The organism is Bulleidia sp. zg-1013 (genome assembly GCF_019798045.1).
Taxonomy (GTDB): domain Bacteria; phylum Bacillota_I; class Bacilli_A; order Erysipelotrichales; family Erysipelotrichaceae; genus Bulleidia.
The window spans coordinates 125,875-149,354 of sequence record NZ_JAGXEX010000003.1; the positions used below are offsets into that span (position 1 = coordinate 125,875).

Below are 23,480 nucleotides of genomic sequence, written 5' to 3' on the forward strand. Positions count from 1 at the left end.
AAATAGAAAAGTTGCTAATACCCAATGATTCCACCCTTCTTTTTTGATAAACGGTTTAATTTAACAAATATTAATTTAGAAGCAATATAGTAAATAACTGTCAAAACAAACAATATTCCCATTTCGTAAGGAATAGGTAATAAAGTTTCGTACCCAAATAGTAAACAGCGAATACTATCTAATCCCCAAGTAAAAGGCATCCAAAGTCCTGCCAAGCGTAATCCAATGGGCATATTCACCAAAGGTACTAACATGCCGCAAATAAATGGAGCTATATTCCCAACAAAAGAAACAAATTGATCACATTCTTTCCAAACTAACATTAGTCCCATCAATATCACCCCTAATGAATAACCTGAAAAGACAGAAATTAAGATAATCAATACACTAGCCAAGAAATCAAGCAAACTAATTTTAATAAAACTATATAAAATACTAAGCATAAATAACGGAAGAAAAGACACGATGGCACTTACAATACCATCAATTGACCATATAATCATTCGCTTATTCATACTTATCGGCAATAATTGATTTTCATCATAGATACCTTGTTTCATTTCACTCCTTAATTGGAATGTAAACGACCAAAGGCACTCCACAAAACTCCAAATACTCAAAGCGACTAATAAATAAAAAGAATACTGTATGCCGGAAGAAAAGCCCCAAATAGCTTTATTATCATTGAAAGTTAATGTTAAAGAAGGAAAGATAATCACGAAGATCGATAAGGTTTGAAGCCAAAAATTCACTTGATACCGCCATTGTGTCAAGAAGTTCGCTTTTACAATAGCCCATATTTTCACCATTGTTCAAAGTCTCCTCTCATTTTCATGCCATTTAAATTCTTATTGACAAAAAGAATTCCAATGATTAGCCATACCAGACTTACCAATACAAATAAACCAATCAAAATTGGACTAGCCATATACTCTATATCCATCACATGAATGGCATATGTTAATGGAATGAGATAGGAAACAAATCGGAGTGCAATAGGAAACTTTGTGATGGGAATCGTATACCCGGATAAAAATCCAAAGACATTTTGTAAAGTTGTATTTATGCCCTGCATCTTTTTAAACTTTAAAACAAGAGAAGAATATCCCACCGTAAAACAAAACAATCCTACGCTACCGATTATTAAAGTAATTAAAAACTTTACTATATTATCAACTGTTATTCCAAGAAACAGCCATGTGAGCACTAAGGTTATTCCTGTTACCAATAATTGATGAAGAACTAAATAAATATAGTAGAAAAACTGATAGGTGATAAAGTGCATGGGTGACATCAAGATCATACCTAGTACTCCCTCAATCTTTAAAGACTCAATGCCATAAGAAATACCATAGATTAGTTGCACTAACCACGACCATAGGAGCATACTTCCTAATACCCTTGTGGCCGCTCCGTAGTTTTGAGCTAATAAAACATACGGTGCCATCATAAAGAATGGATTAAAAATTAAATTTAAACTTCTCATCTTATAGCGAAAGTCATATAAATATTCCTTCTTGACTAGCCAGAACATAACTCTCCTTCTTTTATCGACAACTGCTTCCAATGGCTTGGAATATATCCCAATTGATGACTGACAACAATCACACATTTACCATTATTTACTTCATTTTCTAATATTTGCGTCAATAACTGACAACCGCTTTCATCTAAACCACTATAGGGTTCATCCAGGAATAAAACTTTGGGATTATGTAAGATAGCTCTGGCCAACATTAATCTCTTTTTCATACCTGTAGAATACGTTTCAATATATTTTTTATTATCTTCTAATTCTACTAATTTTAAAACTTCACCGACTCTTTCTTTTAATTTCTCAGCTTTCATACCATAGATAGAGCCCATCATTTCTAAATTTTCTCTTGCGGTCAATTTATAGTATAGTGTCCTCTCACTTGCAAACATATACCCGATTTGAGATTTGACCGTAGTACTTAAATGATCACTCTTTTCTGTGATGACAGTTACCTGTCCCGTATCCGGTAAGATTAAGCCCATCATCATTTTTAATAGTGTGCTTTTTCCACTACCATTCTCTCCACTAATGCAATATCCACCTGTAAAAAAAGAATAGGAAATTTCTTTTAAAACCGGCTGATTATCAAACCTCTTGGAACAACGTTCTAACTTTACATATTCCATTCGACAAGTTCACCTTTTCTTTCCAAATATTTTCTCATTGCTAAAATTAATCTATCGATAGAGGCGCTCAAATACTCTTTATTACATTCCTTTTTAGTGCCTTGGATAAAAGCATTATAGGCACAACCCCCATTGCATAAAAATAAATAAGAACAATTTTCACATTCCATATCCACATCCTTTTCACACCATTGGCTTTGCATTAAGGTATACATATACGGCTTTTCCAAAAAATCATCTTTGCTTATTAATTTAAACTTATCCATGCCTAATCCTGATATACATTTGTATAAGCTACCATCAGGTGAAACCATAATATCATTTTCAGATAATCGCATACATATAGGTGATGGCTTTAATTGGTTGATTTCACAGTTATTTTCAATTAAAAAATCTATCGCATCATAAACCACCTTAGCATACTCTTTTTCCTTCAAGATATTTTCATTTGTATATTTCGATTTAAATACCGGGTGGCATTCTCTTCCGACATTAAATATCATTCTTCCTGTCTTTATCTCAGATGGGAATTCCTCTAAAAGGAATGTAATCATCTCTATATAATCATTTAAATTTCCTTTATCTAAAACGCTATTAATAATTATGTTAATTTTTGTATGATTAAAAATAGTATGCAAATTTGCAATTATTGTTTTAAAACTTCCTACTTTGTTTTTCAGGTATCTTCTGGTATCATGTATTCTTTCAGTTCCATCTAGTGTTATCTGTAATTTAGAAAATGGAAACTTAGTCAATAGTTCAATAGAATTTGCATCTAAATTAACCCCGTTAGTAACTGCACTATAGTGATCAATCGGCAAATTCCTATTTGTTGCTTCTGTTAATAAATTATTAACATAATTCAAGTTTAAGAAAGGTTCGCCTCCAAATAAAACAATTGTAGCACTTTGAAGACCACTTGCTTCTATTAGATTTTGCCAAATATCTACTCTTTCTTTAACACTTATTTCCTTTACATCTTTAAAAGTATTTTGTTGCATGCAATAAACACATCGAAGATTACATTTATAGCTTGATGCATCTGTAATTAACAGCTGATTTCTGCTATATTTGGATTTGTTTATAACATATTTAGATATCTTCTTTTCATCTATACTCTCATCGAAAATTACTAAGTTATCTTTTAAAAAAGTTAATATTTCTTCTTTTTTTAATAGTGTTCATATCTACGCCCCTCATAATTTCAAAGAAATTAATTTATTTGTTTCAGAATAACAGATATAAAAAACATTTTCAATATACTTTGTTTGATTTCATTTAGATTATGAATGTTCAGGGATAATTGAATCTATACTAATAAAGTAGACAAAAAGAAAGGAGTATTTCATGCCTAACAATCGTTATGATGAGGACTTTAAAAGTCCATCGTATCCCTTCATCAAAATGGCAAATCTCAATCACAGCTCAGCCGTGAGTACAGTATTTCCTTAAGTGCAATAAACATCAGTGTTGGAAGAGTGTATCGACTGATGCGTTCCATGGATTTACCTAAATTGTCTACAGACAAACCTATAAGACCTCACCATATTAAGGTATTTGGCAAATGGTGCTATCTTTGTATTGCCATGGGATCTGTTTTCAAGGAAAATCATCGACCGGCATATATCATCAAAACATGATGTAAATTTAACCATGACTGCATTTCATAAAGCATATAGTAAACGAAATATTCAATATGGATTGATTTTTCATTATGGAGTAATCGGTTATATGACACCCAATGAGTATAAAGCTGAATTATTTTCTATAAATTTGTGCCTACTATATTGACTGTATTGCAATACAGATTCTCTTAAGAAGATAATAGAAAACAAAGTTAAGGATAAGTATTTGTATGAAGTGTTTGATAAGTATCATGAAATGCCATTAGAGACGACAGACTGGTATGATAGGATGATAAAAGAGGCTACTGAGGGGTATAAAGCATAATATTTATGTTTTAGGAGAAATAAAGAAAGCAAATAATATACGCCTATCAGCCACAAAAATAAAAAGTCACTGAAACCTTTTAAATAAAGTACTTCTTTGGCTTTTTACTATCTTGAAACTGTTAAAGACAGGATATTAACAAAAATATTGTTATTTTCTAATCAATTCTAATTCTCTTGCTTGTTTTGCCCTCTCTATTTTGGTATAAATTGATTTATAACGTGTTGGTCAATGCTGATAGGGGGAACTATGTTTAAAATTTATGGTAGTGAAATGTGTCCGGATTGTGTGGCGTGTAAAGAAAACTTTGATTACTATGGTGTGAAATATGAATTTTTGGATATTAACACTTCTTTGAAAACCCTAAAAGAATTTTTGATTTTAAGAGATAAAGAAGCCGTCTTTGATCATTTAAAAGCTATTCATGATATTGGCTTACCGGCTTTGGTGAGAGAAGATGGAACTGTTTTTACTGATTGGGAAGCTTACTTACAAGAAATGGGAAAAGAAGTCATTTGGAGTCATAGGAGTGAATCTTGTTCTTTGGACCATAAGGGTTGTTAGTATGGACATAGTATTTCTAACCAAAAGAAAATACTTGAAGAATATGCAATCAAAAATGATTTAGATAATATCATTCACTTTACAGATGGTGGTATAAGTGGAACAAGATTTGATAGACCCGGTTTTACATTAATGATGGAACAAGTCAATATAGGAAATATTGGAACAGTTATTGTAAAAGATATAGTATATAACGAATACTTAAATAGTCCTTGTAATCTTTTGAATGATATGTTCGATGAAATGTTAATATAACCGATAATGAAACTTGAGAAAACTCAAGTTTTTGTTATAATTAAGCAAGATAAAAAGGTAAGAGAGGATAGTATGAACATATCGTATGAGCCGTTATGGAATCTTTTGAAATCAAGAAATATGAAGAAAAAAGATTTATTAGAAAAAGCAAGTTTAACATCAAATTGCATAGCAAATATGGGTAAGAATGAGTATATATCTTTAAAGAATATTGAGAAGATATGTAAAGCATTAAAATGTAATATTGGGGACATAGTTGAGTTTAATTTAGGAGGGAACAATGAATAACACGGAATTAATGTATAATAAAATAAAAGAATTAGCCGAACTATATAGAGAAAAACTTCAAATTAAAGTAGATGAACGTGTAGAGGAAATGAAAGGCGATGATAATTCTCACTACTTGATTTATAGGGTTCTTGGAATATCAAATAAAGAGGGAGAGCTTATAGATATATATCAAAATAAAGGACGTTTTTTATATAAATACGCAGGGTCTTTTTTAGAAGAAGTAACTATATTGTGTTTTCAAAAAAAATTTCCCAATGCCGAAAAAGTTAGAGTTGATAATACCATAAGCACTAAACCCAAAAAATTCGAAATAGATTGTTTAGTTGATGGTAAAGCTTACGAGATAAAATGGAAAGATGCAACAACAGATGGAGATCATATCACTAAAGAACATACTAGAGTTAAAGTAATACAATCATATGGCTATAAACCTATTAGAATAATGTTTTATTATCCAAATAGAAGTCAATCAATAAAAATTCAGGAAACATTAGAAACTTTATATAAAGGTGTTAATGGAGAATATTATTATAGTGATTCTGCTTGGGAATATGTAAAAAATGAAACAGGGGTGGACTTACTATCTATTTTAGAAAGAATCGCTAGTGAAGGGGAATGTATGAATGGAAATAAATCAAGTTTATAATATTGATTGTTTAAAGGCTATGAAAAAATTAAGTAGTTCTTCTGTTGATTTGATTTATTTAGACCCACCGTTTTTTACTCAGAGAACACATAAACTGACAAGTAAAAATGGAAAAGAATATTTCTTTGAAGACAATTGGGTAAGCATTGAAGAATATAAACAGTTTTTAAAAATTAGATTTTTTGAAATGAAAAGAATATTAAAAGAAACCGGAAATATATTTGTTCATTGTGATAGAACTGCCAGCCATATCATAAGAACTTTATTAGAAGAAGTTTTTGGAGTGTCTAACTTTCAAAACGAAATTATTTGGTCGTACAAAAGATGGAGCAATTCTAAACGAGGGTTATTAGATTCTCATCAAAACATTTATCATTTTTCTAAATCCAAAAAGTATAAATTTAATGTCTTATATACAGAGTATTCTTTGACAACTAATATTGACCAGATTTTACAAGATAGAGTAAGAAATTCAGATGGTAAGAGTACTTATAAGAAAGATGAGAATGGTAAAACTGTATATACAAATATAAAAAAAGGTGTACCATTAAATGATGTTTGGGAAATACCTTTTTTAAATCCTAAAGCAAAGGAAAGAGTAGGATATCCAACTCAAAAGCCTATTCAACTTTTAGAAAAAATAATAGAGATTTCTTCTGATGAAGGGGATTTAGTTCTTGACCCATTTTTGGGAAGTGGTACTTGTGCAGCAGCCGCTAAGCTATTGAATAGAAATTATATAGGTTTTGACATCAATGAAAATGCAATTAAATTAGCTAAAGAAAGGTTAATTAAACCAATTAAGACGGAATCAAACTTATTGAAAAATGGAATTTCAAGTTATGATAATAAAACTGAAAAAGAAAAGATGATATTGAGTAGATATGATTGTGATATAGTTCAAAGAAATAAAGGTTTAGATGGTATACTCAGGGAAAAAATAGATGGAAAATCAGTAGGAATAAAAATTCAAAAAGAGAATGAAATTTTAAATGAGAGTGAAAAATTATTGCTTAACGCTATGAAAGTAAAAAACTTTGATTTAGGCATTTTAATTCGAACCCATTCTGATTTAATAGAACATTGTTTATCTGATAATATTATATTAATAGATGATATAGATTATGTTTTACAAAAAAGAAAGTAGATTATGTAGAGAGATAACAAATTATGTTATCTCTTTTTTTATACAAGAAAGGAGCAAATATGCAAACAGAAAATAAGAAAATGAAATCATAAAATCAAATCATATAATTGTCCCTTGTAAACAAGGGCGCAATTATACACCCTAGCGAGTGTACTTGCGTTCTGCGAAGCCTTTTACACTTGCAGTGAGCAATATAGACGATTAGATAAAAATGATATGTACCCAGAATCCCGGACACATATTTATGAACTGGATGGAACACATGGATGCTATCGCAACCAACATGATTAAAATACTCGACAACAATACTAAAACAGAGATTGATTAAAGTCTCTGTTTTAGTATTTTGCCTTATAGGTCTAACTCGTTCTTCTTTACCTGTGTTAATTCTCTATACAGTTTCTAACACTTTCAGCCTGTTCAACCTCTTTTCGTATGTCTATAATTTGAAAATGTAGACTATCTTTTTCTTTCTTCAAGGCTGTTACTTCCGATTTCCATTTAGATTTATTTAGGGTCTTGCTTTCACTTAAATATTCTTTGAGATATTTCTTCACACTTTCAAACAAAAGAATCTCTATGGTGGTATGCACATTGTAGAAATTATCTTGTTTGGCTTTTATAACCAATTCACTCCCTCTGTATCTTTTGATTGGAACAGGCGATTACCCGGTATTATACCAAGACGATTTTCATTTTAAAGAAGATATGATTCCTATTGGTGTAGAATTGTTTTTGTATAGATGGTGAAAAAAGGAAAAATACGTTAAAATATCAGCATGAACAAATTATATGAACGCCTTGGAGAATTGATTGCACTTGGAATTCTGTTTCGGATATTGATATCCGTTTTTAGTCCTATTTTATTTATTGTATTTATTGGAATAGCACTAGCTTTTTTAGGCAGTATCTTTAAAAGCGCTCAAAATGTGACAAGAAAAAAAGAATATCGACGTGAAAAAAAGTATTCCATTCAAGAATACGTACAATTAAATGATTATTTAACCCGATGGTTTCAACATGAAACAACTTTTTGGGTTGGTAATGGCTATCATCTTCAATTAAAAAACCGGGAATACCGAGGCTTAGATAGTTTGGATGTTTATGACGAAAATGGTTTCGTGGAACATTTTCAATCTTTTAAAAAGAGCCGTCCTGAAAAATATGCTTATATTCTTCAAGAATTGATGACCAAAGCGAAGAATGGTTCAAAAGATGAAAATATCATTGATGTACAAGTTACCAAGCATGAAGAAAAGAGGAATCATTTTGTAGAGGAAATAGATGATTTAAATGCATCGATTCAAGATAACGAAGTGAAGGAAGCTTTGTACAAAACAAGAGCTTTATTATTACAAATTGATGAACTGGAAAAGACCTTTCCGGAAAGTAAAGATAAGCTAAGAAAGCTATATGAATATTATCTTCCTTATTTAACCAATATTTTAGAAAAGTTTGCGAAGGTTCAAATTTTCAAGATAGATGATGATTACGATGGTTCTAAGAGTAAACTGATAAAAACCGTTTTCTTGGTGAATGAAGCGATGGAAAATATTATTTCTAACATGAATGATGAAGATTTCATGGAATTAAATGCGGATATGTCTACTTTAGAAGCAATCTTAAAGAAAGATGGCTTAACCAATGATGGAAGAATGGAGCCTTGGAAACATGAAGAATAGAACAGAAGAAAAGGAAAGACTTTGGAAAGAAGTTTTTGGCAAGAAAAGACCGTATGAAGAAAGTGAGCATATCCAAAAAACCTTAAAAGATAATCAAGAGGCTTTGGATCAATTGAACACTATTCTTCATAAACAAAACCAAGAAATTTATCAACAGAACCAAATGGAGTTGGAACAGTTGGAAAAGGACATTCAACAGGATTATGGTCGTAATGCCTTTCGTGAAGTTCAAAAGACCACAAATGAAATTGACTTTATTGAAATCAAGGAAGAGTTAAATGAAAAAGTACCTGGGCAAAAAGAAGCCTTAACCAAGCTGGTTCAAGCCATTCGTCGTCCTTTCTTACAGAAACAGGATGGTATTCAAAATATCATTGTACTGGCTGGTCCAAAGGGAGTTGGCAAACGGGAATCCTTAGTCACTTTATTGGATATTTTAAAGGAAAAATCTGTTTTTTTGTCCAATCGGTATAGTGAGTTAGATTTATCAAGATACCAAGATGGTTCTAATGAACAAGTCTTTTTACAGGATTTATACCAAGCCAATGAAGAGCGTGGTTCCTTTTTGGTTGTAGAAAAAGTAGAAGAAGCGGATTCTTATTATATCCGTCGTATGGAAGAGTATATAACGAATGGTTCTATTCAGTTAAATAAGCGCTATGTTTTAAAAGAGGGTGTCTTGGTGGAAAATCAATCCGGTCTTGTTAAAGAAAGTGTGGATCATTTAAATGCAACTAAAAAATACCTTGTTTTTATAACTGATTTATCGTTAAAGAAATTTCTTGAATTATGGAAACCGGAAGTACAAGCTAAGATGGTGGATTGTATTGAATATCAATCTTTAAGTAGTGAAGTATTAAAACAAGTTTTGGAACAATACGTCCAAGAAATTCAAGAACAAGCCCAAATCAATCTTGGTTTAAGCTTGACTTTCAGTGAAGAAAGCAAAGAATATATGTTGGCGCATTATAAACAAAAAGAAGGTAAAACAGGTTTAAAACAGTGGATTTCTATCTTCAGAAAGAAATTAGAAGACATGGCTTTACAACAGGAATTAAAAGAAAAAAAAGCAACTATCGAAGTCAAAGAGAAGCAGTTAGTGGTTAAGATGGATGAGTTGGAAACGGTTGTTTATGAACCGGTCAATGAACAAGAAGCTTTAGAACAAATTGAAAAATCATTTGAAACCATCATCGGTTTAGAAGAAGTGAAAGAAAAGATACGTTCTTATCAAGCTTTGTTCTTAGCTCAAAAAAGAAGAGAGGAACAAGGCTTACCGGTCAAACCAATTTCCATGCATATGTTGTTTATGGGCAATCCCGGAACAGGTAAGACCATGATTGCACGTTTATTAGCACAATATCTAAAGAATATCGGCTTATTACAAGAGGGACAATTGGTTGAAGTAACACGTTCGGATTTAGTGGCGAAGTATGTTGGTCAAACCGCTCCTTTAACGAAGTCGGTTATTCAAAAAGCCAAGGGTGGTGTTCTCTTTATTGATGAGGCTTATTCTTTATATCGTGGTGAACAGGATTCTTTTGGTCTGGAGGCGATTGATACGATTGTTAAGAGTATGGAAGATAGTCGTGGTGATTTGGTGGTCATTTTAGCCGGTTATGAGAAAGAAATGGAAGAATTCTTAACGGCAAATACAGGCTTAGCTTCTCGTTTTCCAAACCAATTTCATTTCCAAGACTATCAACCGGAGGAATTGGAAAAGATTGCGGTCTTAGAAGCCAAGAAACAAGGCTATCATTGGGATAAGAAGGTTCAAAAAGAACTGGTGAAATACTTTATGTCCGTGGATACGAGTGGTAATGGTCGTTTTGCACGTAATTTAGTTGAAAAGGCCATTGTTAATCAAGCGACTCGTTTGTTGAAAGAAAAGGACGCTGTGGTGGATGAATTAGTCCTTGCGGATTTTTCCTTGAAATAGAAACAGTAGTATCACATGTTGAAAAAGCTATATTCATAGATAAAATATAGCTTTTTTAAGGAATTTCAGCTTACACTTGATGATAAAAATGAATTTTGAGTGATAGGTGAAATAATTAATATTTTCTTCAAAAAAGAAGCCCCAAACTATGTTATATTAATATACACAAGTCAGGGGGAAAAGGTGGCACAAAAGAAACAGAAATTAAAGGGGAGAAAAAGAATTGTCGGCATGGATGGATTGCGTGCTTTAGCCGCGCTTCTAATTCTCCTTTACCATGTTTTTCCAAAACAATTTCCTGGTGGTTTTGTTGGCGTGTCGTTATTCTTTGCGCTTTCCGGTTATTTAGTTGCATGGACTAGCTTTAAGTCCATCGAAGAAAAAAAGTTTTCTTTAAAGAACTATTATTTAAAGCGGCTAAGACGAATTTATCCGGCTTTATTACTGGTTGTTTTCTTTAGTGCCGGTATTTATTGGTTCATGGATTCAATGATTTTGGATGGTCGAAAAAAGGAAATTCTATCCATCTTCTTTGGTTATAATAACTACTATCAAATTTCTCAAAATGCTGATTATTTTACGAGGTCGGTCAATGCTTCGCCTTATACGCATTTATGGGCAATTGCGATTGAGATGCAGTTTTATCTTTTATGGCCATTGTTTCTAAAGTTGTATCAATCCATTAAGAAAACGCAGTATAAAGATAAAGCAAATTATTTTTGGTTGGCAGTGGCTTTACTGAGTTTTATAACCATTCAATTTACTTATCAGGCAAGTAATGTGATGCCTGCTTATTATGGTTCTATTAGTCGAGCATCGGCTTTATTCTTAGGTGTTTCTTTAGCTTGTTGGCAGTGGTATGGTGATTACCGAGAAAAGTTCTTGTTGGAACCTGGATTATATGGATCTACCTTGGTGTTTATCTTCGCTTTAATGATATTTTTTATGGGTGGTCAAAGTGTTTGGACTTATCGAGTGGGACTATTGGTTAGCTCCATTATTTCGGTTGAATTCATTCGTTTGGTTACAAGTCAAGTTTCCGGAATTGGCAGGTATTTGGATATTCCTATTTTAAAATGGATAGCGAATTGTAGTTATGAAGTGTATTTATGGCAATATCCAATCCTATTTTTCTTCCAATTTCAACACTTGGATCAAATTACGGGAATGGGAATTCTCATCATTGCTATTATTTTGGTATTTGCGCATTATTCCCATGGATTTTTAGAAGATGTAAGCTATATTTTGCTTGGAAAGGGGAAAAACGGTCATGAAAAAGCCTAATAAGGAACAAGTGAAATTTACAGTTTGGTTGATGGTCATGGTTGTTCTTATGGTTGGCGTTTTTGCGGTGTTTACAGCAACGAATAAAAAGGAAGAAGATGCGAAAACTTTGAAAAATAACCTTAATCAACAAGAAGAAGCCTTAAAGGAAAAAAAGGCTACGGTGGAAACTCAAGATGGTAAAGTCCATGCTTCACAAGCTTACAGTGACCTTAGTGCAAAAGGACAAGCGGATTTGAAGTCCATTACTTTCATTGGTGATTCGGTTATGCTCGGCTCTTCAGCAACCTTACAATCAACTTTTCCCGATGCTACAATCGATGCTAAAGAATCGCGTCAGATTTGGGATGCCACAAAGATTTTCAAAGCTTTAGAAAGAAGGGGGACTCTTGGTAAAACGGTTGTGATTGGTTTAGGAACAAATAGCCCTTTCTCCTTGGATTTAGGTCAAAAAGTCGTTGATTCACTTGGTAAAAACCGTAAAATTTACTGGATTAATGTTCATGGACCGATGAATTGGACAGATAAATCCAACGCTTCGATTCAAGCGGTTGTGGATAAAAATAGTCATGTGAAATTAATTGACTGGCACTCTTATGCTAAAAATCACAAGGAATGGTTTTATGTGGATGGTATTCATTTAAAGCCACAAGGGGCTAAAGAATATGCGAATTTCATACTAAAGAGTCTTTCATAAGGCTCTTTTTAAGTTATACTTAGATAAAAGAGGGATTAAATATGAGTGAAAAATTAGAAACACAGCAAGAAGAAATTGAATTAACTCTAACACCAACCATGGATGTAAAGGAAGAAAAATCAGAAGCGGTGGTGGAAGAAGAAAAAAAGAAAGCAGAATCGGCTAACTACACAGATCCAATTTCCGAAAACAAATTAAATGACAAAGAGAAACAAATCGTTAGTGATTTTGCGAAAAAGATTAATATTGAAGATTCAACAACGATTCTTCAATATGGTTCAACCGTGCAAAAGAAGATTAGTGATTTCTCGGAATCGGCTTTAAAGAATGTTAAAACAAAAGATTTAGGAGAAATTGGTGATTTATTAGGAAACTTAGTCGTTCAACTAAAAGATACGGACAACTCAGAAGAAAAGAAGGGATTTTTTGCGAGTCTGTTTAATCGTGGAAAAGAAAAGCTGGAAGGTCTATTTGTTAAGTATGAAGATGCGGAAAAGAATGTTACTAAGATTGCGAATTTATTGGAAGATCATCAAATTACATTGATGAAAGACATTTCGATGTTGGATGAGCTTTATGTGAAAAATCAAGAGAATATTAAAGAATTGGATATGTATATCTTAGCCGGTCGTCGTAAACTTCAAGAAGTTCGTGAAAAGGATTTACCACCATTAAGAGAGAAAGCACAAAAAACAGGACTTCCGGAGGATGCGCAAAAAGCGAATGATTTAGAACAGGCAATTGTTCGTTTTGAAAAGAAGCTTCATGATCTTGAATTAACTCGTCAGGTTTCCATTCAAATGGCTCCCCAAATTCGTTTGGTTCAAAGCAATGATACTGTGATGACAGAAAAGATTCAATCCACTTTGGTCAATACAATTCCATTATGGAAGAACCAAATTGTGCTTTCCTTGGGTATTCATCACTCCAAGCAAGCTTTAGAAGCACAACGTGAAGTTTCTGAAATGACCAATGTTTTATTAAAGAAGAACGCAGAAACTTTACATCAAGCAACGGTTGAAACGGCTAAGGAAAGCGAACGTGGTATTGTTGATTTGGAAACTTTACAGCATACAAATGAAGAATTGATTCAGACATTGGATGAGGTCTTAAATATTCAAAAAGAAGGTCGTGAGAAGCGTGAAGCCGCAGAAATGGAATTACGCCGCATTGAAAATCAATTGAGCACTAAATTATTAGAACAAAGAAAATAAACTAGCCGATGAGGACTTCTCATCGGCTTTTATAAAATGTTTTTGTCTAAAAAGTAGGAATGGATGAAGGATCACCGGTAAAAATAACCATCCATACAATAAAGAAACCTAAGACTAAAAGAATGGCTCCTAAATACCCATGGAAAGAAGCATTTAATAACGGGAGTAGTTGAAAAATATAGATAAAATAACCAACAAGTCCTAGTATTAACATCATCAACTTTAAATGGACTAAACCACAAAGACAAACCAATAGCAACACAAAACAGCCGACAATATGCAAGTAGGTTAAGGTAGAGAAAAGATGATTTAATTCATATTTCTTTTTACCAAAGAATTGTAAGAAGAAAGCGTTGATAGCATAAGAGGCTAGTACACTTAAAAAACCCGTTAACAATAGTATAAGAGGGTGATTGTTAATATCTAAGTATTGAAAACTCCAATAAGTTACTAAAGTAGAGATAATCATTACAACAACAGACGCAAAGGTTGTAAATTCAAATTCCTTCATTGGCTGAAGAAGGACGTAAAGAATAGGCTTTAATTCTTCTAAATGAATTTCAATATTGGGATTGTTCTTCTTTTCGATAGAAGAACTAGGAAAGGTTGGTAAAGTAGCTCCACAATGCGAGCAATATTTTGCGTTTTCTTTTTCAATTGGTTTTCCACAGTTTGGACAGAACATATAAAATCTCCTTTGAATAAATTCATCATACCATAGAAAGAAATTCATATGCCTTTCAGATAAATCACAAAATTATATACAGCGGGGGAGAAAGAAACAAGTACATTAAAATTATTTTTAGCTTAGCCAATAGTTATACTAATTTTGATAGATTCAGAAATAGGACTTAATTCCTATTGAATAACCGGTTTTCCTATTATGAAAAAGTTAGAAAATAGGATAAAGAATAAGTGGTCAACCGGGTGCGCCTGTTAACCACTTATTCTAGTAAGCCCTACTTTTTCACAGGTTTTAAATTTTCACCCTAAAAAAATTCACAATACCACTTCAATGACTTATCACCAAAATCCCCAGAAATGTGAAAAAGAAATAAGAAGAGCAATGATAGATATAATCCATATTATAACCTCTCCCGTTCGATTAAGTCTTGGTTTTGCAGGATAGAAAATTCGATATATAGCAACAATGGTCACCAAAATATTCAAAACCAGCAGTATATCATACGCCCCCATTTTATCAATCTCTCCATTCAATGATTCTATATGCGGCAACCTAATGATGCCACACAATTGTTTTTGATAGATTTATAACTACATTCTTTATTTACATAAAATACCTTTACGAAAGAAAGAAATATCATTTTCCCATGGGTATTTACCCCCTATCTGTTATTCACGGTATTACTTTGTTACTATTAGGATAACAGAAATAGAAAGAAATAATAGACTATTAAAACGAATAAAATAATGTTAAAATTATATATATGCTCATTTAGATTAAATTTATACTTATAATACTATTCGTGCTTTCTTCGTGTGCTTACAATACACTAATTTCAATGGATTTATTTTCCCACGATGGAAATTTATAGGCTTTTCAGATAAATCATCGGTTTTATCCCGTATAATAAAAATAATGAAGAAAAGGAAAAAGAGAAGACAATTTCAGAAACAAACGCAACAAACCCTAGTATTTTCAATAGTAGTATGTTTTATATTACTAGCTTTGGGAACTTGGTCACTTTTGGAAAATGTGAAATATATGAAGCATTCAACGAACGATAAAATGGCGCAATATGCCCATCATTATAATTGGTCTTATTTGGATAAATCAGAAAAGATTTATCGTTACGAGGACAAGAATTATTACTCTCGTTTTGGTATTGATGTATCGGTTCATCAAGGGGAAATTGATTGGGCAAAGGTCAAGAAAGCAGGGGTTCAATTTGCGTATATTCGCCTAGGCTATCGTGGCTATCAGAATGGTTATTTATCGGAAGATACAACCTTTCGTTACAATATACAAGAGGCTTTAAAACAAAAGCTTCCTGTTGGTGTCTATTTCTTTTCCCAAGCCATCAATGAGAAAGAAGCGAAGGAAGAAGCGGAATTTGTCTTAAAAAGAATACGCTCTTATCCGATTAGCTTACCGGTTGTTTATGATTTAGAAACAGCCGGAGAAGGTAAAAACAATCGCATCGGTTCACTAACAAAAGAAGATATGACAAAACACGCGATAGCCTTTATGAAGCACATTAAAAATAACGGTTATGAAGCTATGTCCTATTCCAGTACACAAGTATATGGAAGAATGTACCAATTGGATGTGATTCAAAAATATCCTGTTTGGATAGCGGAGTATGATCAAGTGGTGAAATACCCGTATCAATTCCGGTTTTGGCAATACAGTAGTAAAGGGAAAATTGATGGTATTCATAAGCCCGTGGATTTAAATTTACAATTTATTCGCAAATAGGAGAGTTCAGCTCTCTTTTTAATTGTAAACGCTTCATTGACAGAATAAGTATTTCAAGATAAGGTAATATAGTAAATCGGTTTACTATCTATAATCGATATGCATATGGAGGACAAATGAAAATAAAAATAATTCAACAAATGGTGGTGAAAACCATCGTACTCACTTTATCGCTATTCCTTGTCATAACAGGATTTCCCATGGTGCAAGCACAAAATCCAAGTGCTTCTTTGGTTCAGAATGGAGATTTCCAAGAAACCATTGCTAAAAATGGTCAATGGACAAACGAGGCGGCGAAGGCTTGGTCAGTTTGGGTGGATAAAAATAAAACCAAAAAGAACAGCTACACCATTACAGCAAAAAATGGTCAATTACAGTTAGCGGCGAAAGATACCTTAAGGGCCATCGTTCACCAAACGATTGAAAAGAAAATTGATTCAAGCAAACAATATCGCTTAAGCTATCGTGTGCATACTAAGAATAAGATTGGCTTTTTCTATGCCCGCATTCAAGAAAGAAAAAAATCAGAAACGAAATTTACGACCAGCAAAGCTTTACAAACAAGTAATGTATACAAGAATCAAGCATGGAAAGAAATCACCTTTGATTACAAACCAAGTTCTGAAGTAGATAGCGTTAAATTAGAGCTAGTTTATGAAACCGGAACGGGCGAAGTCTTTGTGGATGATGTCAAATTAGAAGAAGTGGTTCCTAGTCCAAAAGAGATTATTAAAAACCCAAAGTTTCAAGAAACAGAAGATGGGAAAGCCCCTTGGACTAACAAAGCCGCAAAACACTGGACTGCTTGGACACCAAATGAATATAAAAATATGAATGGGGCTAAAATGTTTGTGAATGATAAGAATGAATTAACTATTTCATCACAGAAAGAATTCCGTTCTTGTGTATACCAAGACATTCCTAATTTTGATAATACAAAAAATTACCAGTTAACTGTAAAAGCGAAACTCAATCAGAAACAAGGCATCGCAAAATTAAGAATTTTAGAAAAACGAAAAGACACAAAAGGACGTGATGAGCAAGTCAACTCAGTTAGTTCCAACACGCTCACCGGAACGACAAATGGTTGGCAAGAATTAAAAATCAATTATAGTCCTTTAAGTTTGACACAATTTATCCGTTTAGAATTATTCTATGAAAAAGGAAAAGGAACGGTTCAATTCAAAGATGTGGAATTAAAAGAAATTGGTGTAAAGAAAGCCTTTGCGCCAAAAGAGGTAAATCGTATTTTAGAAAAGGAAATCAAATTCCCGCTAGATAAGATTTATACATTAAGAAATCCAAATTATAGTTATAAAGCTTTGGATGATAAGATTAATGTTCAGGAAGGCATGATAAGAGCTAATAAGGTGGGTGTTTCAAAACTGGAGGTTCAAGATAAGGGAAAAACAATCGCCGTCATTAAGGTTCATATCACGAATAAAGTATCAGATGAGTATAATCGATTATTAGAGCAATGGAATGAAATTATTGTTGGTAATAAATCCTATAACGAAAATAATCCGGCTATGAAAGCTCTCTTCGATACTTTAGAAACCGACGCTGAAACCTATCTAAAGGAAATGAAACAGGAAAACAATCGAACATACCTATGGGAAGAAGCGAAGGAGTACGAACGTTCTAGTGCATTGACCACTAGCTTTCGACATTTAGAAGCGATTGCTAAACAAATCACCAATCCAAAATCGAAATACTATCAAAGTCCAAAGGCTATACGTCAAGTAAGAGAAGGAATGGAATGGCTATGCACCAATGTTTATAACAAAGATGCTCGTGTCATTGGTAATTGGTGGGACTATGAAATTGGAACACCAAGAGCGATTAATAATACACTTTCTTTGTTGCAACAATACTTTTCCCAAGAAGAGATCAGAAAATACACCGATGGAATTGAACACTTTGTGCCGGATTCAACAAGGTTCCGTGTGACACAAAACGATTCATTTGAGGCCATTGGCGGAAATCTAATTGATATGGGTCGTGTCAAGATTATTGCCGGTTTCTTAAGGAAAGATGACAAGGAAGTAAAAGAAACGGTTCAAGCCATTCAAAAAGTATTTGTGATTGTCAATAAGGGACAAGGCTTCTATCAAGATGGTTCTTACATTGATCATACGAATGTTGCTTATACAGGAGCTTATGGGAATGTCTTAATGGATGGTTTTTCGCAATTATTGCCAATCATCCAAGCTTCTAAATCTCCACTTCCAAAGGAGAAGTTGGCGGTAGTTCGTCATTGGATTGAGAAAGCTTTCTTACCGCTCATTGTTCACAATGAACTCATGGATATGAGTCGTGGTCGTTCGATTAGTCGTTCTAATAGTGAAGACCATGTTGCCGGTGTTGAAGTATTGCGAGGGGTGGTGCGGGTATTGGATGTCTTTGATAATGCTTATAAGAATTCATTAAGGTCAGAAGTCAAAACAATCTTAAAAGAAGATACGTTCTACAAGGTTAGCGATAACTTGAAGAGCTATGGCGACATTGCGAATGTGGAAAAATTATTGAAGGACACAAGCATTCCAACACTCCAAAGATCTACTAAATTATCTTTGTTTAATCATATGGATAAGGTGGCTTATTACAACGCCAAGAAAGATTTCGGCTTTGGTATTTCAATGCATTCCAATCGAACCCTAAATTTTGAAATGATGAATAATGAAAATCGTAAGGCTTGGTATACGGCAGATGGAATGACTTATCTTTACAATGGTGACTTAGCGCATTATAGTCAAAACTATTGGCCAACAGTGGATCCGTATCATTTGCCGGGTACAACTGTTTTCAATTCCGAAAAGCGTCCGGCAAAAGAACTTGGTTCAACGATGTCCTCTTCCTTTGTTGGAGCCGTGAAAGCGAATGAATCTTATGGAACGGTAGCGATGGACTTTGAAAGCCAATTAAAGTCCATCAGTGCTCATAAAGCATGGTTTATTTGTGACGACCAGATTGTTTCTATGGCTAGTGCTATTTCGAAAGCCGATAGCCATACTACAGTTGACCAAAGAAAATTAGAACCAAAGAAGAAGTACCAATTCTTTGTGAATGGGAAATTAGTGGATTTAGACCACGGAAAGAAAGAATTCCAAAATGTACAATCCGTCTTTGTGGAAAGTGGAGATAAGAAAACGAATGTTGGTTATCATTTCTTGACGCCAAGCAATCTTGAATTATCGAAGCTTGAACAAAGTGGTAAGTGGTCGGATATTCGTGAAGTAGCCGGTGAAGATACGACCGTTCATAAAAACACCTTCTATCGCTTGGTCATTCCGCATAAAGACATGGATAATTATGCCTATTCGACCATTCCATCCATTCAAAAAGATGAATTCTTTAAGATGATTAAGAATCATCCGGTTCGTGTGATAAAGAATACAAAGGAAACACAAGTTATTTATGATCAACGACAAGAAAATTATGGCATTGTGAAATATAGTGATAGTCCAGAAACTTTTGGTGTTACGAAAGTGAGTAAAAAAGGGATTTATTCCTTGGTGAATGGAAGTGGTGGTTATTACCAACCAAGCACAATGAGGGAAGAAAGAATAGAAAATCCAACCAAACAAGTGCTCTACAAAGTTTTAGAAAATGATTTAGAACATCTATATCGTATTCGTGTGAATATTCCGTTTGCTAAGTTTAAGGCTGTGTTTGTAGACGGGGTTCAACTAACGAAAGAGCACTATCTAGCCAGCGAGGGTAGTACAATCATTCAGTTAAAGAAAGCCTATGTGAACACATTAAAGACAGGTCAACACACCATTCGTATACTTGCAGAAGATGGTCAAGTAAGCCAAAGCTTCTATATCCAACGAAAAGGTAATGTGAAGACAGCGGATACATATTCGTGGACATATTCTATAGGTCTTATGGTGATTGGATTATTTGGTTTATTCTTAGTGATACGATATCGTAAAAGAGAAGTGAATGCTTAGGCATCCACTTCTTTCTTTTTGACTTCTAATAATTTTAGCTGTGCTTTCCCTTTACTTAAATCCTGTATTTCCCGAGAAATATCTTCTTTTGGATAATCAAATTCACAATATACTTGTTCAGCGTATTGAAATTCCGGATTGGTTTTGTTTTGGTAAAGCCACGGTTCTAAACGATTGGATAATTCATAGGGATATTGAATAGAGAAGTGATAGTAAGGGATGAGGTTTGTTTTAGGGGCTTTCTCTAAAGCCATACCGGCAGTAGAACTATAAGCTCTAATTAAACCGCCAGTTCCTAATTTAACACCGCCAAAATAACGAACAACACAAACCAGTGTATTTTCTAAGTTTGCATAACGGAGAGCTTCAAGAATGGGGATGCCGGCTGTACCACTTGGCTCATGGTCATCACTACTCTTCATTCGTTGTCCAAGCTTATAGGCATAACACACATGTGTTGCCTCAGGATACTCCTTGCGTAAAGCTGATATCTTTTCTTGGGCATCCGCCAAAGAATAAATGCGTTGTACGATGGCGATAAAACGAGACTTTTTAATGATTTCTTCGTATTCACTTCTTCCTTTAACCTGCATGTTTTAATTATTGTATAATAGAAGTACTTATGGCAAGAATAAAACAACTAGATGCTCATGTTGCGAATATGATTGCGGCGGGGGAAGTGGTTGAAAGACCAAGTGGTGTTGTGAAAGAACTCGTTGAAAACGCAATTGATGCACAAAGCACAAAAATTAAAATCAGTATCGAAGAAGGCGGAATCACAAAAATTCGTGTGGAAGACAATGGCGTTGGGATGGATGGCGAAGATTTAGTGAATTGTTTCAAAAGACATGCGACCTCAAAGATTTTCAAGGAAGCAGACCTCCGGTCCATTCATTCTTTGGGCTTTCGTGGCGAAGCCTTACCATCTATTGCGTCTGTTTCTAAAGTTAGTTTGATTAGTCATGATGGCAAAAACGGGCATCGTATCGTGGTTCAATATGGTGAACAAAAGATTGTGGAATCGTATCCATGCAACCAAGGGACGGATATTACGGTAGAGGGTTTATTCTATCAAACCCCAGCCCGTTTGAAGCATATGCGTTCCGCCGCTTATGAAGCTAGTCTTGTACTAAGTACCATTCATAAGTTTGCATTAGCGTATCCAAGCATTTCATTCAGCTTTATTTCCGATGATAAAGTGAGCTTTCAAAGCACTGGTTCGGGTAAGCTAAAGGAAGTAATTTTCTTAGTATATGGAAGGGCAGTGGCTGAAAATCTAGTCTCTTTTGAATTTCAAGATCAAGATTTTCATGTGCATGGCTATGGCGTAAAGCCTTTAATCACCCGTTCGTCGAGAAATCATATGCACTTATTTTTCAATGGTCGAATGGTGCGTCAATATCGTTTGGATAAAACCATTCAACATGGTTATGAAGATTTCATTGTTAAAGGACGTTATCCTATTGTGGTTTTATCGATGGAAGTAGATCCCCATTTAATGGATGTGAATGTGCATCCTAGTAAATGGGAAATTCGTTTATCCAAGCTAGCTAATTTAGAAGAATTGATTGAAAAAGGAATTCGTAAATCCTTAAAAGGAACCAGCTTAGCAGCACAGGTGGATACGACGATTGCCAGACAAGAGGTGTATTACACGCAAAGTCAAATGGATTTTAAAACACCGGTTCAAGAAGAAACGGTAGAATGGAATGTTCAACCACCGGTTGAACAAGAAAGCTTTGAATTTCCAAAACAAGAAGAGCCGGTTTACGAAGAACGAGAAACAAGCCTTCCGGATTTACAAGTCATTGGTCAATTGCACGATAAATTTATTCTTTGCGCTTATGAAGAGGGCTTGGCTATTTTGGATCAACATGCGGCTCAAGAAAGAGTTCATTTTGAAGAATACGTTCAGAAGTTAAATCAAAATCCTTCCATGCAGGATTTATTGGTGCCGATTATGTTGCATAGTGATCGAACAATCGTTGAAAGGGTGAAGGAAGTCAATGAAGCCTTAAAAGATTTACATATTGAATTAGAAGCTTTCGGTCAAGATTCGTTTGTGTTAAGAACCGTTCCTGTTTGGTTAAAAGAATTAGAAATCGAAGCTTTTTTACTAGATGTACTAGATGAATTTAAGAATGAACAAGAAATTAAATACGCTCGTTTGGAAAGAAAACATATTGCAACATTAGCTTGTCATCATTCGATTCGTTTTAATCACAGTTTAACCATGGAGGAAATGAGAGAAGCGGTTCGTCAATTATACAAGTGTGAAAATCCGTATCATTGTCCACATGGGAGACCAACGATTATTTTCTTAAAGGAAAAAGAGTTGGCAAAGGAATTCTACCGATGAGAAAGGTAATAGCGATTGTTGGTCCAACGGCTTCCGGTAAAAGTGATTTCGCTATTCGTTTGGCTAAAGAAATCAATGCTGAAATTATTTCCGGAGATTCCATTCAAGTGTATCGCGGCTTTAATATTGGTTCCGGTAAGGTTACGAAAGAAGAAATGGCTGGTATTCCGCATCATTTAATGGATATTAAAGGACCAAAGGATAAGTATAGTGTCAAAGAATTTCAAAGTCTTTCGCGTCAAATTCTTGCGGAAACGAATAAACCAATGATTTTTTGCGGTGGTACGGGCTTATATTTAAAAGCGGCTTTGTACGATTATGATTTTCCCGAAGAGGAAATAACCCACTTTGATTATTCCCGGTATTCCAATGAAGAGTTGTATCAACGCTTAAAAGAGGTGGACCCAAAACAAGCCGAGAAAATTCATCCGAATAATCGTCAGCGCTTGGAAAGAAGCTTAACGATTTATGAACAATCGGGTGTGCCTCAAAGCACTTTGGTTGATCAACAGGAAAAGAAAGCTCTTTATGATGTGGCTTGGATTGGTATAGAGTGGGATCGTGAGGTTTTATACCAACGCATCAATTTACGGGTGGAAAAAATGATAGAAGCTGGTCTGCCGGAAGAAGTGAAGTCCTTATTAGAAAACGGTTCTACTTTTGAAGATCAAGCGATGAAGGGAATTGGCTATCGGGAATGGAAGGATTATTTCTTTGGTGAACAAAGTCTTGAAGAAACGAAGTATCTAATTCAAAGAAATAGTCGTCATTTTGCGAAGCGACAATACACTTGGTTTCATCATCAAGTTCCGGTGAAATGGTTTTCTTTAGCGGATGAAGAAAAACTGATTATGGATATCAAGGCATGGTTGAAATAAAAGTTTACGATTGTA

19 protein-coding genes and 2 pseudogenes are annotated in these 23,480 nt (G+C 34.0%); 14 read left to right on the forward strand and 7 right to left on the reverse strand.

Going from position 1 to position 23,480, the window contains the following annotated elements; translation table 11 throughout:
- Positions 1 to 14: 14 nt before the first annotated feature.
- The 4 genes from K7I92_RS03900 to K7I92_RS03915 are packed head-to-tail and all read right to left on the reverse strand — an operon-like array spanning position 15 to position 3,323.
- Entirely contained in the window at positions 15 to 809 is a 795-nt protein-coding gene (locus K7I92_RS03900; protein WP_220282141.1) for an ABC transporter permease, read from the reverse strand.
- On the reverse strand, positions 803 to 1,534 hold the full coding sequence (locus K7I92_RS03905) for an ABC transporter permease (RefSeq protein WP_220282142.1): 732 nt from the start codon (positions 1,532 to 1,534) through the stop codon (positions 803 to 805). The genes K7I92_RS03900 and K7I92_RS03905 overlap by 7 nt, the downstream gene beginning before the upstream one ends.
- Positions 1,522 to 2,163, reverse strand: coding sequence for an ABC transporter ATP-binding protein (locus K7I92_RS03910; RefSeq protein WP_203244996.1), 642 nt, complete (start codon positions 2,161 to 2,163; stop codon positions 1,522 to 1,524). The genes K7I92_RS03905 and K7I92_RS03910 overlap by 13 nt, the downstream gene beginning before the upstream one ends.
- Positions 2,151 to 3,323, reverse strand: a complete 1,173-nt coding sequence (locus K7I92_RS03915; RefSeq protein ID WP_370627440.1) for a radical SAM protein — start codon at positions 3,321 to 3,323, stop codon at positions 2,151 to 2,153. The genes K7I92_RS03910 and K7I92_RS03915 overlap by 13 nt, the downstream gene beginning before the upstream one ends.
- A gap of 1,039 nt (positions 3,324 to 4,362) precedes the next feature.
- On the opposite strand from K7I92_RS03915, the gene K7I92_RS03920 reads away from it, so the two are divergent.
- The 5 genes and pseudogenes from K7I92_RS03920 (at position 4,363) to K7I92_RS03940 (ending at position 7,016) form a co-directional block, all read left to right on the forward strand.
- Complete coding sequence (locus tag K7I92_RS03920) at positions 4,363 to 4,677, forward strand: glutaredoxin domain-containing protein (RefSeq protein ID WP_220282146.1); 315 nt, start codon at positions 4,363 to 4,365, stop codon at positions 4,675 to 4,677.
- Between the two features lie 6 nt (positions 4,678 to 4,683).
- Positions 4,684 to 4,863, forward strand: a pseudogene (locus K7I92_RS03925) (recombinase family protein); the annotation flags it as partial.
- Positions 4,864 to 4,938: 75 nt separating this feature from the next.
- Entirely contained in the window at positions 4,939 to 5,220 is a 282-nt protein-coding gene (locus K7I92_RS03930; RefSeq protein WP_306790250.1) for a helix-turn-helix transcriptional regulator, read from the forward strand.
- Positions 5,213 to 5,869 (forward strand): ApaLI family restriction endonuclease, encoded by a 657-nt coding sequence (locus K7I92_RS03935; RefSeq protein ID WP_220282147.1) that lies wholly within the window; start codon positions 5,213 to 5,215, stop codon positions 5,867 to 5,869. The genes K7I92_RS03930 and K7I92_RS03935 overlap by 8 nt, the downstream gene beginning before the upstream one ends.
- Positions 5,847 to 7,016, forward strand: a complete 1,170-nt coding sequence (locus K7I92_RS03940) for a site-specific DNA-methyltransferase (RefSeq protein WP_220282148.1) — start codon at positions 5,847 to 5,849, stop codon at positions 7,014 to 7,016. Before K7I92_RS03935 ends, K7I92_RS03940 begins: the two co-directional genes overlap by 23 nt.
- Before the next feature lie 351 nt (positions 7,017 to 7,367).
- Here the strand turns inward: K7I92_RS03940 and K7I92_RS07655 are convergent.
- Positions 7,368 to 7,636 (reverse strand): annotated as a pseudogene (locus K7I92_RS07655) (MobA/MobL family protein); the annotation flags it as partial.
- A gap of 159 nt (positions 7,637 to 7,795) precedes the next feature.
- Between K7I92_RS07655 and K7I92_RS03945 the strand changes: the two are divergent.
- The 5 genes from K7I92_RS03945 to K7I92_RS03965 all read left to right on the forward strand — a co-directional run bounded on the left by K7I92_RS03945 (position 7,796) and on the right by K7I92_RS03965 (position 13,832).
- Positions 7,796 to 8,698 (forward strand): hypothetical protein, encoded by a 903-nt coding sequence (locus K7I92_RS03945; RefSeq protein WP_220282149.1) that lies wholly within the window; start codon positions 7,796 to 7,798, stop codon positions 8,696 to 8,698.
- Positions 8,688 to 10,637, forward strand: coding sequence for an AAA family ATPase (locus tag K7I92_RS03950; protein ID WP_220282150.1), 1,950 nt, complete (start codon positions 8,688 to 8,690; stop codon positions 10,635 to 10,637). The genes K7I92_RS03945 and K7I92_RS03950 overlap by 11 nt, the downstream gene beginning before the upstream one ends.
- Positions 10,638 to 10,820: 183 nt before the next feature.
- Positions 10,821 to 11,921: an acyltransferase gene (locus K7I92_RS03955; RefSeq protein WP_220282151.1), complete on the forward strand. Its 1,101-nt coding sequence runs from the start codon at positions 10,821 to 10,823 to the stop codon at positions 11,919 to 11,921.
- On the forward strand, positions 11,908 to 12,618 hold the full coding sequence (locus K7I92_RS03960; RefSeq protein ID WP_220282152.1) for a hypothetical protein: 711 nt from the start codon (positions 11,908 to 11,910) through the stop codon (positions 12,616 to 12,618). Before K7I92_RS03955 ends, K7I92_RS03960 begins: the two co-directional genes overlap by 14 nt.
- A 41-nt stretch (positions 12,619 to 12,659) precedes the next feature.
- On the forward strand, positions 12,660 to 13,832 hold the full coding sequence (locus tag K7I92_RS03965; RefSeq protein ID WP_203244986.1) for a toxic anion resistance protein: 1,173 nt from the start codon (positions 12,660 to 12,662) through the stop codon (positions 13,830 to 13,832).
- Positions 13,833 to 13,878: 46 nt separating this feature from the next.
- On the opposite strand, the gene K7I92_RS03970 is transcribed toward K7I92_RS03965, so the two are convergent.
- Positions 13,879 to 14,517, reverse strand: a complete 639-nt coding sequence (locus K7I92_RS03970) for a zinc ribbon domain-containing protein (protein WP_220282153.1) — start codon at positions 14,515 to 14,517, stop codon at positions 13,879 to 13,881.
- Between the two features lie 915 nt (positions 14,518 to 15,432).
- Between K7I92_RS03970 and K7I92_RS03975 the strand changes: the two genes are divergently transcribed.
- A complete protein-coding gene (locus K7I92_RS03975; protein ID WP_220282154.1) occupies positions 15,433 to 16,272 on the forward strand; it encodes a glycoside hydrolase family 25 protein in 840 nt (279 codons plus the stop codon).
- Between the two features lie 116 nt (positions 16,273 to 16,388).
- Entirely contained in the window at positions 16,389 to 20,228 is a 3,840-nt protein-coding gene (locus K7I92_RS03980) for a polysaccharide lyase 8 family protein (protein ID WP_220282155.1), read from the forward strand.
- Here the strand turns inward: K7I92_RS03980 and K7I92_RS03985 are convergent.
- Positions 20,225 to 20,821 (reverse strand): YigZ family protein, encoded by a 597-nt coding sequence (locus K7I92_RS03985; protein WP_220282156.1) that lies wholly within the window; start codon positions 20,819 to 20,821, stop codon positions 20,225 to 20,227. The genes K7I92_RS03980 and K7I92_RS03985 overlap by 4 nt on opposite strands.
- 29 nt (positions 20,822 to 20,850) lie before the next feature.
- On the opposite strand from K7I92_RS03985, the gene mutL reads away from it, so the two are divergent.
- Both mutL and miaA read left to right on the forward strand, forming a co-directional pair.
- Positions 20,851 to 22,587, forward strand: coding sequence for a DNA mismatch repair endonuclease MutL (gene mutL / locus K7I92_RS03990; RefSeq protein ID WP_220282157.1), 1,737 nt, complete (start codon positions 20,851 to 20,853; stop codon positions 22,585 to 22,587).
- Positions 22,584 to 23,465 carry a tRNA (adenosine(37)-N6)-dimethylallyltransferase MiaA gene (gene miaA / locus K7I92_RS03995; protein WP_220282158.1) on the forward strand — a complete coding sequence of 294 codons (882 nt, stop codon included), beginning with the start codon at positions 22,584 to 22,586 and terminating at the stop codon, positions 23,463 to 23,465. The genes mutL and miaA overlap by 4 nt, the downstream gene beginning before the upstream one ends.
- Positions 23,466 to 23,480: the final 15 nt, after the last annotated feature.